Origin of the sequence: Aedoeadaptatus ivorii, assembly GCF_900638585.1 — a bacterium.
GTDB lineage: Bacteria > Bacillota > Clostridia > Tissierellales > Peptoniphilaceae > Aedoeadaptatus > Aedoeadaptatus ivorii.
The window spans coordinates 1,296,214-1,311,754 of record NZ_LR134523.1 but is presented as its reverse complement, the minus strand read 5'-3'; the positions used below and the strand labels follow the sequence as shown (position 1 = coordinate 1,311,754).

At 53.8% G+C, this 15,541-nt stretch carries 14 protein-coding genes and 1 riboswitch; of the genes, 12 read left to right on the top strand and 2 right to left on the bottom strand.

The features are described 5' to 3' along the window. Nucleotides 1-49 precede the first annotated feature (49 nt). From greA to EL294_RS06540, 10 genes are all read left to right on the top strand, one after another. The gene (gene greA / locus EL294_RS06585) at nucleotides 50-526 is read left to right on the top strand and encodes a transcription elongation factor GreA (protein ID WP_126465996.1); all 477 of its coding nucleotides are present in this window, start codon (nucleotides 50-52) and stop codon (nucleotides 524-526) included. A 23-nt stretch (nucleotides 527-549) separates the two neighbouring features. Beyond that, nucleotides 550-2,061 (top strand): lysine--tRNA ligase, encoded by a 1,512-nt coding sequence (gene lysS, locus EL294_RS06580; protein ID WP_126465995.1) that lies wholly within the window; start codon nucleotides 550-552, stop codon nucleotides 2,059-2,061. A gap of 175 nt (nucleotides 2,062-2,236) precedes the next feature. After that, nucleotides 2,237-3,361 (top strand): acyl-CoA dehydrogenase family protein, encoded by a 1,125-nt coding sequence (locus tag EL294_RS06575; protein WP_126465994.1) that lies wholly within the window; start codon nucleotides 2,237-2,239, stop codon nucleotides 3,359-3,361. 13 nt (nucleotides 3,362-3,374) lie between these two features. Further along, the gene (locus EL294_RS06570; protein WP_126465992.1) at nucleotides 3,375-4,208 is read left to right on the top strand and encodes a phosphate/phosphite/phosphonate ABC transporter substrate-binding protein; all 834 of its coding nucleotides are present in this window, start codon (nucleotides 3,375-3,377) and stop codon (nucleotides 4,206-4,208) included. Further along, nucleotides 4,183-5,367, top strand: coding sequence for a cobalamin-independent methionine synthase II family protein (locus EL294_RS06565; protein WP_126465990.1), 1,185 nt, complete (start codon nucleotides 4,183-4,185; stop codon nucleotides 5,365-5,367). The genes EL294_RS06570 and EL294_RS06565 overlap by 26 nt, the downstream gene beginning before the upstream one ends. Further along, nucleotides 5,354-5,803, top strand: coding sequence for an OsmC family protein (locus EL294_RS06560; protein WP_126465988.1), 450 nt, complete (start codon nucleotides 5,354-5,356; stop codon nucleotides 5,801-5,803). The genes EL294_RS06565 and EL294_RS06560 overlap by 14 nt, the downstream gene beginning before the upstream one ends. 302 nt (nucleotides 5,804-6,105) lie before the next feature. Further along, complete coding sequence (locus EL294_RS06555) at nucleotides 6,106-7,446, top strand: butyryl-CoA:acetate CoA-transferase (protein ID WP_126465986.1); 1,341 nt, start codon at nucleotides 6,106-6,108, stop codon at nucleotides 7,444-7,446. A gap of 112 nt (nucleotides 7,447-7,558) precedes the next feature. Continuing rightward, a riboswitch (SAM riboswitch) is annotated at nucleotides 7,559-7,655 on the top strand. Between the two features lie 43 nt (nucleotides 7,656-7,698). After that, the gene (gene metK, locus EL294_RS06550; protein WP_126465984.1) at nucleotides 7,699-8,883 is read left to right on the top strand and encodes a methionine adenosyltransferase; all 1,185 of its coding nucleotides are present in this window, start codon (nucleotides 7,699-7,701) and stop codon (nucleotides 8,881-8,883) included. A gap of 7 nt (nucleotides 8,884-8,890) precedes the next feature. After that, nucleotides 8,891-11,095 carry an SF1B family DNA helicase RecD2 gene (gene recD2, locus EL294_RS06545; protein WP_126465982.1) on the top strand — a complete coding sequence of 735 codons (2,205 nt, stop codon included), beginning with the start codon at nucleotides 8,891-8,893 and terminating at the stop codon, nucleotides 11,093-11,095. Further along, entirely contained in the window at nucleotides 11,070-11,699 is a 630-nt protein-coding gene (locus EL294_RS06540) for a ComF family protein (protein WP_126465978.1), read from the top strand. The genes recD2 and EL294_RS06540 overlap by 26 nt, the downstream gene beginning before the upstream one ends. A 43-nt stretch (nucleotides 11,700-11,742) precedes the next feature. Here the strand turns inward: EL294_RS06540 and EL294_RS06535 are convergent, their stop codons facing one another. Beyond that, on the bottom strand, nucleotides 11,743-12,522 hold the full coding sequence (locus EL294_RS06535) for a PhzF family phenazine biosynthesis protein (RefSeq protein ID WP_126465976.1): 780 nt from the start codon (nucleotides 12,520-12,522) through the stop codon (nucleotides 11,743-11,745). Between the two features lie 10 nt (nucleotides 12,523-12,532). Continuing rightward, nucleotides 12,533-13,468 carry a YihY/virulence factor BrkB family protein gene (locus EL294_RS06530; RefSeq protein ID WP_126465974.1) on the bottom strand — a complete coding sequence of 312 codons (936 nt, stop codon included), beginning with the start codon at nucleotides 13,466-13,468 and terminating at the stop codon, nucleotides 12,533-12,535. A gap of 73 nt (nucleotides 13,469-13,541) precedes the next feature. On the opposite strand from EL294_RS06530, the gene EL294_RS06525 reads away from it, so the two are divergent. Then, nucleotides 13,542-14,237, top strand: coding sequence for a response regulator transcription factor (locus tag EL294_RS06525; RefSeq protein ID WP_126465972.1), 696 nt, complete (start codon nucleotides 13,542-13,544; stop codon nucleotides 14,235-14,237). Next, nucleotides 14,237-15,505 carry a sensor histidine kinase gene (locus EL294_RS06520; protein ID WP_126465970.1) on the top strand — a complete coding sequence of 423 codons (1,269 nt, stop codon included), beginning with the start codon at nucleotides 14,237-14,239 and terminating at the stop codon, nucleotides 15,503-15,505. The genes EL294_RS06525 and EL294_RS06520 overlap by 1 nt, the downstream gene beginning before the upstream one ends. The last annotated feature ends 36 nt before the right edge of the window (nucleotides 15,506-15,541 follow it).

Below are 15,541 nucleotides of genomic sequence, written 5' to 3'. Positions count from 1 at the left end.
TTAATAAATGGATAGAAAGGCGAGCGCATCGCCGAATGGGAGTGATCAAATGGTAGATAAGGACGTATTTATTACCGAGGAAGGTCTGCAAAAGATCGAGGACGAAATCGAATACTTAAAGACCGTTCGACGCAAAGAAGTGGCCGAACGGATCAAAGTGGCGTTGGGCTACGGCGACCTCTCGGAAAACTCGGAATACGATGAGGCGAAAAACGAGCAGGCGCAAGTGGAAGAGCGCATCGCAAAGCTCGAATATATGGCGAGAAATGCCAAGGTCGTCAAAGAAGACGACCTGAACGAAGACATCGTCAATGTCGGTTCCACCGTCGTCGTCAAAGATATCGAGACCGGCGATGAGGACACCTATGATATAGTAGGCAGTGCGGAAGCCGATCCCCTGGAAGGCAAGATCTCCAACGAAAGCCCCATCGGCGCGGGCCTTATGGGCAAAAGCGTCGGCGATGTGGCGGAAATCGAAGTGCCCCAGGGCAAGGTTCAACTGGAAGTGCTGAAGATATCGATTTGATAGACAATAGCGGGAGGCAGAAAATGGCACAAGGTCAAAAGAGCAGCGAAGTTAGGGACAGAAAGCTCGAGAAGGTCCAAAACCTGATCGACGAAGGCAACAGTCCCTATTTGGCGGAGAAGTACGATGTAGACACCTACACGAACGCCATCGTAGACAATTTCGACGAGATGGAAGGCAAGACCGTATCGGTCGCCGGCCGGGTCATCAGCAAAAGACGCCACGGCAAGATCGCCTTCTTGGACATTCTGGACACCTACGGACAGGTTCAGATCTTCGCCAAGAAAAACAATCTCGAAGAAGAATACGAAGTCATCAAAGGTGTGGACGTGGGGGATTTTCTCGGCGTAAAGGGCGAAGTCATTCGCACCCAGGCGGGCGCGATCTCCGTCGAGGCGAAAGCGGTACAGCTGCTCTCGAAGAGCATTCAGGTGCTGCCCGAAAAATTCCACGGCCTCAAAGACATGGACCTTCGGTATCGCCAGCGCTACGTAGACCTGATCGTCAATCCCGAGGTCAAGGAAGTATTCTTTAAGCGCAGCGCCATCATCAAGGCGGTACGCAAATTCCTCGACGCGCGCGGATTTTTGGAAGTGGAAACCCCCATTCTCGGCAATGTGGCCGGCGGCGCCAATGCCCGTCCCTTCCTGACCCACCACAACGCGCTGGACATCGACCTGCAAATGCGGATCGCCAACGAACTCTTCTTAAAGCGTCTTATCGTCGGCGGCTTCGACAAAGTCTATGAAATGGGAAAAATGTTCCGCAACGAGGGAATGGACGCCCGTCACAATCCCGAATTCACCAATATGGAACTCTACCAGGCCTATGTGGATATGGACGAAATGATGCGCATCACCGAAGAACTGGTGGCATTCTGCGCCGAAGAAGTCCTCGGGAGCGCCGTCATCGAATACCAGGGCAAGACATTGGACCTTACCCCGCCGTGGAAGCGCATTCGCATGCAGGATGCCGTCAAAGAATACAGCGGCGTGGACTTCGATGCCATCGAAACCGACGAAGAGGCCCTCGCCGTGGCCAAGGAAAAGGGCCTCGAGGTACAGCCCTTCTGGACCCGCGGTCACGTCATCAGCGAAATGTTCGAGGAATACTGCGAGGAACATATGGTGCAGCCCACTTTTATTACGGGCCACCCCGTAGAAGTGTCGCCCCTCGCCAAGCGCGACCCCGAAGATCCCCGGATCACCCGGCGATTCGAGGCATTTATCAACACGTGGGAAATCGCCAATGCCTTTAGCGAGTTGAACGACCCGATCGACCAAAGAGAGCGCTTCGAAGAGCAAGTCAAAGACCAGGAAAAGGGCGACGACGAAGCCCACCCCATGGATTACGACTTTATCAACGCCATCGAAGTCGGCATGCCTCCCACCGGCGGCCTGGGCGTCGGCATCGACCGCGTCATTATGCTTTTGACCGACCAAACTAGCATACGCGACATTCTCTTCTTCCCCACCATGAAACCCTTGGAAGGCCAAGATGTGGAAAGCTGGGACGAAGAAAGCGAAGAAGAATAAAGAGAGAAGACTCCGCTTCGGCGGGGTCTTTTTTTGTTGCCGGGATTCTTTACAATAAAGGTATATTTATAAAACCTATGCATAAAAAGACAGATTAAAAAACAAAATACTAAATTGGTATACATTGGTATACAATATGGTCGTACACATAAAAGTGACCTTAAGGAGGTATAGAATGAATTTTTACGAAGAAGCCAAGGCGTTTGCCGAAGCGTACATTGCACCGTATGCCAAAGAATCCGACGAAGCGGGACGGTTCCCGGAAGAATCTTTCCGCGCCATGGGAGAGAAAGGCTATTTTAAGCTCTTAATTCCCAAAGAAATGGGTGGGCTGGGCCTTACCGCGAAAGAACATCAAGAAGCGGTCATGGCCTTTGCGGAATCCAATCCCACCGCCGGACTGTGCTATATGATGCACAATGTGGCGTTGATGTGCCTTTTGAATTATGGCAACGACCGCTTAAAAGAAGAAGTAGTGGCAGACATCGTCAACAACGGTCGATTTATGGCACTGGCGTATTCTGAATTCGGTACCGGGACACATTTTTATATGCCGGAAATCAGTGTGGAAAAGCGCGGAGAAGAATATGTTTTTAACGGCACCAAATCAATGGTAACCAGCGCGACCCACGCAAGCTATTACTTAGTCCTTGCAGCGTCTGACGTGGAAGACGGCATCGACAACTGGCTCGTACCCCTCGAGAGTGAAGGCATGGAATTTAAGATGGATCACTGGAAAGGCATCGGCATGAAGGGCAATGTAAGTTGTCCCTTGCGCTTGAACAATGTCGCGCTTCCGGAATACCGTCGCATAGGAGAGGCTGGCAGCGGTCAGGAACAAGTATTTCAAGTCGTTGCCACCTACTTTATCCTGGGTCTTGCGAGCGTGTATTCGGGATTGGCACTGCGCTTATCTGATATTACCTGCGAGTATGCACTGAAACGAAAATACCCCGACGGACAGTCTCTCGCGCAGATCGAAACCGTACAAGTACATCTGGGAAAGATCTACGCCAATGCGCAAAGCGCCAAAGCCCTTACCGAACGCGCTGCCAAGGCAATGGTTGACGGAGAAGAAGATGCCGTGGCGAAGATTATCGCTGCGCGGACTGTGGCTATTGAAAATGCCATCGAGTCTTCCACACTTGCCATGCGCGTCGGTGGTGGAAAAACGTACAATCAAGGATCGGAGATTCAGCGTTTGATGCGCGATGCCTATGCCGGTCAGATTATGGCACCCTCTTTAGATATTCTCAATGTTTGGTTGGGCAGGGCGATTACCGGACAGCCGTTGGTATAAGAGGAGGTTCAGAATGAAAACATTAAAGATCGGGGCCGTGGTGTACGATCCCCGCGTTACCGTCATCTGGGAAATGATCGAAGATTTTTTTAAGGAACGGGGACAAGAAATCGAAGCTGTATTTTTTAAGGATTATCGCCTGCAGGTCGATGCCTTGGTGAACGGAGAAATCGACGGTGCATGGAATTCGCCTCTAGCGCACCTCGATGCCCATAAGCGTTTAGAGGGAAAAGAAAAAATCGGCTGCATGCGAGATACCGACCGAGACCTACACACCTGTCTTCTGGTAAGGGCAGATAGCGGGATCGGAACCTTAGAAGACTTGAAGGGTAAGACGATCGCTTTCGGCGCGGTGGATTCGCCCCAGGCGCGCTTGATTCCGATCGAACATTTGCACCGAAACGGTTTGGAATTCGAAAAAGACTATGTAGAAAAGCGATTTGACATCGGCGTGGGTTTACACGGGGATCACGTAGGTGGCGAAAAAGACGCGGCCATGGCTCTGGTCGCGGGGGAAGTGGACGCTTCTTTTGCGCTGGCCGCCAACTATGAAGCGTGGACCAAAGACGGCTCTATTGATAAGAATGTGGTGCGCGTGTTGGATACCACCGATCCCTTCGATCACTGCATCTTTACTTTCCGAGAAGGTATCGACGACGAAGAAATCAAGGCGTTTGATGCAATTCTCATGGAAATGGACTACGGAAAAGAACCGGACCGCGAAATTCTGGATTTGGAAGGCCTGAAGAAATGGGTTGAAGGGCGAACCGACGGATATGGACCGATCACCGCTGCCGACGCGTATTTAGGCGGTTTTGTAGATGCGTTTAACCATGAAGCCCTTTAGCGCTTCGCTGATGGGATCATTGCCCCGTGGGGAACAAATCCTGCTCGCGCGTAGAAAGTTGCGGGCGGGCATGATCGCAGAAGAAGACTATCAAAGCCTGGTGTATGAGAAGACGCGGGACGTGATACGCATGCAGGAAGATTTGGATGTGGATATCATTACCTCCGGGGAGATCGAAAGAGACAATTATGTCTCGTTTATTGCCGAAAAACTCGATGGCGTTACAGAAATGAGTATGGGTGAAATGCTTGAGTATGTCGATGACAAGCGAGAATTCGAAAACATTTTGAACACCTTGGATGTGCCGGCAAATTCGATGAAAAATGCCATTTGCACGGGGAAACTCGGGTATCGTGGCGAGATCGTCGCAAAAGAACTGAGAATGATGAAGTCTCTCACTGATCGACCGGTAAAAATCACCATGCCCGGTCCCTATTTGGTGACCCGTTCCATGTGGCTCGCCAATGTAAGCGGCTCGTTTTACGACAGCAAGGAGGCGCTGGGAGAGGACGTTCTCAAGATCTATGAGCAAGAGATTCGGCATCTTCAGGAAATCGGCGTGGATGTCATCCAGTTCGACGAGCCAGTTTTGACTGAGGTCGTCTTTACCGAAGGCAGACCGCGTACCTTTATGTGTGCGTCCCTTTCCGAGCGGAAAGATCCTACCGAAGAATTGGAATTTGCCGCTTATTTGATCCGCGGTGCCATGCATTCGATAGATCGGGAAAAATCTCAGGCCGCTCTACATGTGTGTCGGGGCAATTGGAGCAAAGACGAGAGCATTCTCCTAGAAGGGGCGTATACACCGCTCTTAGATCTGTTTGCCTATGTCGGTGCTGATATTTTGGCGCTGGAATTTTCTACACCGCGTGCTGGCGAGCTTTCTGCACTTTTGGCGGATGTGCGTTTTCGAGATACGATATTGGGGCTCGGCGTAATCAATCCCCGCCTCGATGGGCGGGAAGATGTGGAGGCGATCTATTGCCGCGCGAAAGAGGCATTGGAGTATGTAGATCCGAATCTGCTTTGGCTAAATCCCGACTGTGGTTTTGCCACCTTTTCAAACCGCCCTGTCAATGAATACGAGCATATTTCCGAAAAAATCGGCGCGATGCTCGCGGCCCGGGATCGCTTGAGGCAAGAACATGGATCTCTTTGATGCCTTTGAAAAGCGCTATCGCGCCGTAAACGGCGCCGAATCGGTAAAGGTTTATAACGAGAAATCTTACGTAGAGGTCGATAAAGCCGTCGCCTTTGATGCGGAAAAAGAGGAATTTACAGCACTGGATCTGCTCGTCAGTGCCGTTCTTTCAGAAATCGTCCTGTCCATGCGCTTTGTCGCCAAAAGGGATCATATCGTCCTGCAGGACTTGGAAGCAAAGGCGGTCCTGATACTGGGGAATCCTCTGCGTCTTCTCGGCGTAAGAGGCTATGAGGAAGCGGCAAGGATACGAAATATTTCGGTGACCGTCTATTACTTTTCATTTCTGGATTCAGAAGAGAGGATATACTTTGAGGAAAAAGTATTAGAGCGTGCGGTGGTCTCAAATAGCTTAGGGGAAAGGGTATCAGTAGAATTTCATCCTGTATTGTAGAAGGACAGCGATCGAAAGCGATCGCTGTCCCTTTTTCGTAGATCCCTTTTTATTCGGTCAACGAATGCTGCCGAGCGAGTATATACAGAGGGCGAAATTTTCGACAAAGGAAGTAAAATTTGTCGATTGAAAATATTTTAACAGGCGGATTTGATCTTCCCGCGCCCCTTTCATGGTGGAACGAAAAGTTTTCTATCGGGCGGGAAAACCTTATTATTTGGGCGGGCTTCCCGATTGAAAAAAGATACTTTATCGTGTATATTAGGCTTAGTAAAGTATTAAATGGAAGTATGGAGGGTACCATGGACTATAAGAAACTGTATGATCAGAAGTTGATTACCGCCAAAGAGGCCGCCGCCAAGATTAAATCCGGCGACTGGGTCGAATACGGCTGGGGCGCCGGCACGAGCACCGCGGTGGATGCGGAACTCGCCAAGCGCATGGACGAATTGGAAGATGTGAAGCTGCGCGGCGGCGTTACCTTTAAGGCGCCGCAAGTTCTTTCGGCGGATCCCGAAGGAAAACATTTCATCTGGAACTCCTGGCACGCAGGCGGTCCCGAACGCAAGGCAGTGAACGCCGGTCCGGGCGCGTTCTATAATCCGCTGCGCTATTCGGAACTTCCGAAGTATTACCGCGACGAAGTGGAACTCGACGTCGCCATCGTGACCACGACGCCGATGGACAAACACGGCTACTTTAACTTCGGTTTGAATGCGTCCCATACCATGGCGGGCATCGAAAAGGCGAAGATGGTCATCGTAGAGGTGAACGAAGCGATGCCCTATTGCCCGGGCAAATGCGAGTCCGAAGTGCATATCGACCGCGTAGACTTTATCGTCGAAGCCGGCAATGTCCCCTTGGCGGAAGTGCCCAAGGGAAGCTATGGCGAAGTGGACGAGAAGGTCGCCGAATTTATCGTCAACGAAATTCCCGACGGCGCAACCCTCCAATTGGGTATCGGCGGCATGCCCAATGCCGTAGGCGCTTTGATCGCTGACAGCGACTTAAAGGACCTGGGCGTTCACTCCGAAATGTATGTAGACGCCTTTGTGGATATGGCGAAAAAAGGCAAGGTCAACGGCTCCAAGAAGACCATCGACAAGTATCGTCAGGTATACGCATTTGCCGCGGGCAGTGCTGAACTCTATGAATACCTCGACCACAACCCCGAATGTATGGCAGCGCCGGTCAACTACACGAACGGTGCCGAAGTGGTAAAGGAAATCGACAACTTTATTTCTATCAACAACGCGTTGAACGTGGACCTCTGGGGCCAAGTCAGCTCCGAATCTACGGGTCTGCGCCACATCTCGGGTGCGGGCGGACAGCTGGACTTCGCGCTGGGTGCGTATCTCTCGAAGGGCGGCAAGAGCTTTATCTGCTTGAGCTCCACCTTTACGAACAAAAAGGGCGAAACTGTTTCTCGCATTCTCCCCAACTTTGCGACGGGTTCCGCGATCACCGTGGCACGTCCCAACACCCATTACATCGTAACGGAATACGGCATCTTCAATTGCAAGGGCCGTACCACCTGGGAACGCGCCGAAGGTCTGATCGAACTGGCACACCCGGATTTCCGCGACGAGCTCATTAAAAATGCAGAAGAAATGGGCATTTGGCGCGCAAGCAACAAGCGCTAAATCTAGATATAAAAAGTCGGCTTCGGCCGGCTTTTTTTGTGTTTGAAACGAAACCCGCCACATGGGCCGCGGTTGCAATTTGTTTTTCCTTAGAGTATACTTAAAACAGAATTTCTTATTTAGAGTGGCGGAGTGACTAGGCACTGTGAAGCCCGGCAACCTTACGAGGTGCCAATTCCTACAGACGCGACAGGTCTGAAAGATAAGAATCCGAGCCTGCCGCGTGCAGGTTTTTTTATTGAGGAGGAAACAATGGACAAATGGTTATTTTCGTCGGAATCCGTAACGGAAGGACATCCGGATAAGGTTTGCGACCAGATTTCGGACGGAATTTTGGACGCGATTCTCGCGCAGGACTCGGGCGCCCGCGTGGCGTGCGAAAGTCTCGTCTCTACGGGGATGGTCGTCATCACCGGCGAGATCAGCACGCGGGAATACGTGGACTTTACCGAAGTCGTCAGAAACACCTTAAAGGATATCGGCTATGTGCACGGCGTACAGCCGGGTTTTGAGGCGGAGTCCGTGGCGGTGATTTCGGCGATCAAGGAACAAAGCGGCGATATCGCCATGGGCGTGGACCGCTTTAAGGAAATGGGCGTCGAAGAGATGGACGCTTTCGGCGCGGGGGACCAGGGCATTATGTTTGGCTACGCCTGCAAAGAAACCGACGAGCTGATGCCCCTTCCGATTTCGCTCGCCCATACGATGGCAAGACGCCTTTCGGAAGTCCGAAAAGACGGTACGCTCCCGTATTTGAAGCCCGACGGCAAGACCCAGGTGACGGTGGAATACCACGACGGCGTGCCGGTGCGTCTTGAAAATATCGTCGTGAGCACCCAGCACGATCCCGACGTCGAGCTTACCACGATTCGCGAAGACATCGAAAAGCACGTCATCCGTCCCGTGGTCGCAAAAGAGCTGATCGACGATGACACGAAGATCTTCGTAAACCCCACCGGCCGCTTTGTCATCGGCGGTCCTGTGGCCGATGCGGGCCTCACCGGGCGCAAGATTATCGTCGATACCTACGGCGGTTACGCGCGCCACGGCGGCGGTTGCTTTAGCGGCAAGGACCCGACCAAGGTAGACCGCTCCGCCGCCTATGCGGCGCGCTATGTGGCGAAGAATCTCGTCGCCGCCGGCGTCTGCGACAAATGTGAAATCGGCTTGAGCTATGCCATCGGCATCGCCCGTCCGCTTTCGGTCTATGTGGAAAGCTACGGCACCAGCGAGCTGAGCGACAACGAGATCGAGGAATTGGTCAACGAGGTCTTCGATTTGCGCCCCGCCGCCATCATCAGGGAACTCGACCTGCTCCGCCCCATCTACAAAAACGTGGCGGCATATGGCCACTTCGGCCGCGAGGACGTGGATGTGCCTTGGGAGGCGACCGACAAGGTGGAAGCCATTCAACAAGCCTTAAAGGACAGAAAGTAGGAAACGTTTGAAAATCGAAGGCATATTGGATCGGATCATTTTTCGGAACGAAGAAAACGGCTATACCGTCGCGCAGTTTTTGGCCGAAGACGGCGATATTACCGTCGTCGGGTCCCATATGTCTTTGTTCGAAAAGGAAAATTTGCGCCTGGAGGGGGAACTGATCTACCACCCGAAATACGGGGAGCAGTTTCAATTCAGCGCAGTGGAAAAGATAAGGCCCCGGGGGGAAAAGGCGATCGTCGCCTACCTTTCCGGCGGCCTTATTCCCCATGTGGGAAAGGTGACGGCCAAGCGCATCGTCGACACCTTCGGCGAGGAGACCATGCGCATCATCGAAGAAGAACCCGTCCGCTTGGGCGAAGTGGAGGGGATCGGCAAGAAGAAGCTCGCCGTCATCGTCGACTCATTGGAAAGCCAGAAGGGCATGCGGGAATTTTTGTTGGACGCGCAGGAGTTCGAGCTCCCCAACGCCCGCGCCATGGCGATCTATAAAGTCTTCGGCGACGCCTCCTCGGATATATTGCGGCGCGACCCCTATCGCCTGGCGGATACGGTGCGCGGGATCGGCTTTCAGATCGCCGATGCCGTGGCGCAAAAATCCGGAATTCCCAAGGACGACGAGGCGCGGGTGATCGCCGGCATGAAATACGTCCTAAACGCCGCCGTTTCGGACGGGCACTGTTTTTTGCCGAAAGAAAAGTTGCTCGCCGCCTCTCAAACGCTGTTGGATCTCGATATGGATTTTCTCGACGAGCACATCGTAAAGCTCGCGGTGGACCCCGCCATCTATGTGCGGGAGGTGGAAGGCACCTTGCGCATCTATCTGCTTCCCTACTACCGCGCGGAGGACGTGGTGGCCGAGGAGATCGCACGGCGGGGCAAAGTCGATCTGCCGGCGCATATGGCGGAAGATGTGATTGCGGCGGTGCTCGCCAAATCTCCCGCCGATCTCGCCGAGCGACAGAAAGAAGCGTTGGCGCGCGCCATCGATTCGAATCTCTTGATTATCACCGGCGGGCCCGGCACGGGAAAGACCACGACGCTTAGGGCCATCGTCGATGCCATGGAGCGCCTCCGCCTTTCGGTGGCGCTCGCGGCGCCGACGGGGCGGGCGGCAAAGCGCATGGAAGAAGCGACGGGCAGGAGCGCTTCTACCATCCACCGCCTCTTGTCCTACGATTATATTTCCGAAGACGGCACGGAATCGCGCGTATCCGGCGACGAGGTGGACGCCGATGTGGTGATCGTCGACGAGGCGAGTATGATCGATCTGCTATTGATGCGCGATCTGTTGACTTCGCTCAAGGAGGATACGCGCCTGATTCTGGTGGGCGATGTGGACCAGCTGCCGTCGGTGGGCGCGGGGAACGTACTGCGGGATCTGATTGCCTCGAAGGCGGTGGAAGCGGTGCATCTCGACAAGGTGTTTCGCCAAGCGGAGACCTCTGCCATCGTAAAAAACGCCCACCGCATCAACCGGGGGGAATATCCCGTGGTGAATGCGCCGGGCACCGACTTCTTTTTTATGGAAACGCCGGATCCCGAGGCGGCGCTCGCGCTGGTGGCATCGCTGGTCAAGGAGCGATTGCCGAATTTTTACGGCATCGATCCGGTGGAAGACATTCAGGTGCTCGCTCCCATGAAAAAGGGGGTCTGCGGCGTCGAAAACCTGAATCTCACCCTGCAGGCGGCGCTTAATCCCGGCCCGGGCGGCCTCAGCCGCGGCGGCTTTACCTATAAAGTCGGCGACAAAGTCATGCAGACCAAAAACAATTACGAAATGGAGTGGAAGTCCAAGAGCCGGGTCTTCGATTCGAAGGGCAAGGGCGTCTTTAACGGCGATTTGGGCACGGTGGGATTTGTCGATCGCGAATCCGAAACGCTCAAGGTCGCCTTTGACGACAAAGTCTGCACCTACGAGCGCGAACACTTAAACGAACTCGCCCCCGCCTATGCGGCGACGATTCACAAATCCCAGGGTTCGGAGTTTCCCGTGGTGGTGCTCCCGGTGGTGAGCGGGCCGCCCATGTTCTTGACGCGCAATCTCCTCTATACCGCCATCACCCGGGCCAAAAAGCTCGTCGTGGTGGTGGGAAACCGTGCCACGCTGCGGCATATGGTCGAGAACAACCGAATCGAAGACCGCTATTCGGCGCTGGATGCGCGCATCAAGGAGAGAATCGATGGATCTCAGAAAACTCTTTTATAGGGGCGGCTGCCCGCTCTGTTTGGAGACGGCGGCCCCTCGCCTCGCCCTCTGCGACGACTGCAAAGACGCGCTCGTCTTTTTGGGGGAGGGGATCCGCGAACATACAGGACCGACGGTGTATCCGCTCCTCGGGGAAAATGCCCTGTCGAAGGCGATGATCGGGGGCCTAAAGTACAAGCGCGAGCGATACTGGGCGGAGGTGTTCGCCGACCTTTCGGCGGAATTTTTGTTCGAGACGGGACGCCGCGACTTCGATGCGATTTGCGCCGTGCCCACGACGGCAAAAAAGCTGCGCCTGCGGGGGTATAACCCGCCCCAAGAGATCGCCCGCGCCCTCAGCCGAAGGATCGATCTTCCCGTCATCGAGCCGCTTTCGTTCAACCGGCGGGTGCGCGATCAGATCGGCCTCGGCGCCCGCGAGCGGGCGGAGAATGTGCGGGGCGCCTTTTCGGCGCAGGCCGTATCGAATCGCCTGCTTTTGATCGACGATACCTATACCACCGGCGCGACCGTCTCCGCCTGCGCCGAAGCGCTCCTGCAAGCGGGGGCGGAATCGGTGACGGGTCTCGTCATGGTGCGGGCAAAAATAATAAAGGGCATATAAATAGCCGCGTGCACTTTCGCACGCGGCTTTTTGTATCGATCGTCTAGGCTTCGTCGGTGAGAATCTCGCCCTTCGAGAAGAGGGCGGCGTGTCCGGCGAGGGTGACCCGATCGCCTTCTACGCGGGTGTAGAGCGTGCCGCCGCGGGGGCTCGCTTGATAGGCGAGGATGTCTTCTTTTTCGAGGCGCTCTTTCCAGTAGACCGAGATATGGCAGTGCCCCGAGCCGCAGACGGGATCTTCGTAGATGCCCACCTTGGGCGCAAAGGAGCGGGAGATACAGTCGTGCTCGGTACCGGGCTTGGTGACGTGTTGCAACAGTCCGTCTAAGGCGAGGAGATCTTCTTCCTTCGGGGCGATGGATTCTAAATCCGCATCGGCGTCAAAGACCATCACGAGATCGCGGTCCATATATGCCGCCTCGGGGCGGATGCCGATTGCGGCTTCCATGGCGTCGGTGACGGGGACCTCCTTTAGATCGTAGGCGGGAAAATCCATGGCGTAGAGATCTTCTTCCCTGCGCACCGTCAGCGTGCCGGATAGAGTTTGAAAGGCGAGGGGGCTTTCGGCGTCTTCGAATCGAAAGAGGGCATAGGCCGTCGCCAAAGTGGCGTGCCCGCAGAGGTCGATTTCTTCTTTGGGGGTAAACCAGCGCAGGCGATAGCCGTCTCCTTCTTTTTTGACGAAGGCGGTCTCGGACAGATTGTTTTCTTTGGCGATCGAAAGCATCGTGGCATCGTCAAGGGGCGCATCGAGAAAGACGACCGCGGCGGGATTGCCCGCGAATACGCGATCGGTAAAGGCGTCGACAATACATTGTTTCATAAAAATCCTCCTAATCGTTGATGCGGGTGTGGCTTGCCACCACGCCGGAAAACAGGGTTTCCTCTCGGGGCCAGCGGGCGCCGTTTTGGTCGAGGGAAAACAGCGTCGATTGGATGGCGCCGCCCACGAGCAAAATCAACCCGAAGAGATAGAGCCATACCAAAAAGATAATGATACCCGCCAAAGAGCCGTAAGTGGCGGAATAGGATGCGAAGTTCGACACATAGTAGTTAAAGCCCTTTGTGGCGATCACCGTGGCGCCCATAGAAAACAGCGCGCTCAGCAAATTGATCTTGACGGGGGGCTTGCCGCCCGCGGGCCATTTCGGGGAAAAGTAGTACAGGCAAAAGAAGCTGAGGAACATAAAGCCCAAGGGCACCAGCTGCAGCGTAAGGGAAATCGCGCCGAAGGCGCTTTCGGGAACGCGGAGAAAGTGAAAGAGATAGTCGAGGAGGTTACTCCCCACCACCTGGGCGATCATGAGCATTAGGATCAAGACAAACAGAGACACGGTCATGGCGAGGGAGAGGAGCGTAAGGGACAAAAAGCCGCGTTTTTCGGTGCCCGAGATGCCGTCGTTGATGCTCCGCACCAACTGCTTAATGCCGTTACTCGCCACATAGATCGTACCCAACAGCGATACCGAAAGCAGGGTACCGGAGGAATTGACCTCCAAATCCCGCACAAAGCTCAATAGAATGGCGTCGATATCCGGCGGCAGGCTCTCGAAGGAATCGATCAGTCGGGGAAGAAAACTCGCATCGACAAATCGCACGATATTTAAGAGGGCGATCAAAAAGGGAAAGATCGCGAGTATCAAAAAATAGGACAAACCCGCTCCCTGCAAAAAGAGTCCTTTGTCCAAAATGGTATAAATAAGAATGTCGAAGAAGGCAAAAGGTTTTTTTGTTACGAAACCTTTGAGTTTCCTTTTCCACTTGTTCATAGATTCCTGTATCCTCCTGAGGAGATTATAACACAGTTATGATAGAATACAGGAAGAGTAAAAAGGAGGATCTATGCAGTATAATATCTTGGTTTGCGACGACGAAAAGGACATCGTTTCCGCCATACGCATCTATTTGGAGGCCGAAGGCTACCGCGTCTTTTGCGCCTACAACGGGGAAGAGGCGCTGGAAGTGATGGAAAAAGAAGAGATACACCTGGTGCTGATGGATCTGATGATGCCGAAGATGGACGGGATTTCCGCCATCTTAAAGATTCGGGAAACCCACAATATCCCCATTATCATCCTAAGCGCCAAAAGCGAGATCACCGACAAAATTATCGGGCTCAATATGGGCGCCGACGATTACATTATCAAACCCTTTAACGCCATCGAGCTGATCGCGCGGGTCAACTCCGGCATTCGCCGCTTTACCTCTTTGGGGGCGGCGGAAATCGACGACGGCAACTATACCGGCGGCCGCATTACCCTAAACGACAACGCCAAAGAAGTGCGCGTCGACGGCGAGATCGCCAATCTCACGCCCCACGAGTACAAGATCCTGCGCCTATTGATCAAAAACAAGGGACGGGTATTTTCCAGCGACGAGATCTACGAGATCGTGTGGGAAGAGGCGGCGCACGATGTAAAAAAGGTCATCTCGGTCCATATTTCGCATCTGCGGGACAAAGTAGAGATCAACCCCCGCAAGCCCGACTACATCAAGTCCGTCTACGGCATGGGCTATAAATTCGAGGACATCGGCTGATGAAAGCCAAAAGAGACGAGTGGCGGGCGGGCATTAAGGAGAAATTTCTTCGCTATTGTCGCGAGAACTATATGGAGATCATTTGGATCGACATTTGGTTTGTCATCGGCCTTTTGAGTCTCGTTTTCTTTTTCTTCGGCGCGGACATCTACGATCCTGCCATGGCTTTGATCCATATCGCCTTCGCCTGTGCGGCGGCGGGACTGTTTTGGCTGGCGAAGATGCTGATGCGCGGCCCTTCCCGGCGCTGGCTGTTTGTCTATTTGCTGCGCGAGAACAAAAAAGAGACCATCTACCGCTTTTTCTTTGCGGCGAATATCGCCATCCCCGTATATGTCTTTATGGTCCTTCAGGGACTGCCGGTGATCTACGGCCTGTGGATGATGCCGGTTCTTAGGCTGATGGTCATGGGCGAGGACGAGGTGATTCAAAACCGCATTCTTCGAGCGGCGATTATGGAGACCCAGAGCTATGTGGATCTCACGGTGTTTTCGCCCATGGTGCGCGAATCCACCTATGAGGCGCTGATGGACCTCACGCGGATCAAAGACTCTATGTATTCCGCCGCCCAGGCGCAGGTGCAGTCGCAAAAAATGAAGACCGAGCTGATCACCAATATAAGCCACGATCTCAAGACCCCTCTTACGAGCATTATCAATTACTCGGACATATTGAGCAAAAAAGAGGTGATGGACGAGGAGGCCAAAAACTATATTCGCATTCTGGGGCGCAACTCCGAACGGCTGAAGAGCATGATTATCAATCTGATCGACGCCTCCAAGACCGGGAGCGGCAATGTGACCTTAGAGCCGGTGATCATCGACTTTAACGAACTCATCGGCCAGATCTACGGCGACTTCGACGCCGATTACGAGACCAAGGCACTCGAATTTGTCTACGAGGCGCAGACGGAGGACATCCCCATCTATACCGACGGCAATGTGTTGAGTCGGGTGATTCAAAACCTTTTCAGCAATGTGTATAAATACGCCAAGGAGGGCACCACCGTAGAAGGGCGCGCCTCGGTGGTGGAAGATAAGATCTTTTTCAGTCTAAAGAATATTACCAAAAACAAACTCAGCGTATCCTCGGCGGATCTGCAGAACCAGTTTATCCGCGGCGACAAGAGCCGTACCACCGAGGGGAGCGGCCTGGGGCTGTATATCGCGAGGAATCTGGTGGAGATTTTGGGCGGCGAGTTTCGCATTATCGTCGACGAAGACCGCTTCCAGGTGTTCGTAGAACTGCCCAAGGAAATCGAATCGTAAGACCGAAGCGGCGCGCTTCGGTTTTTTTTGTACGAG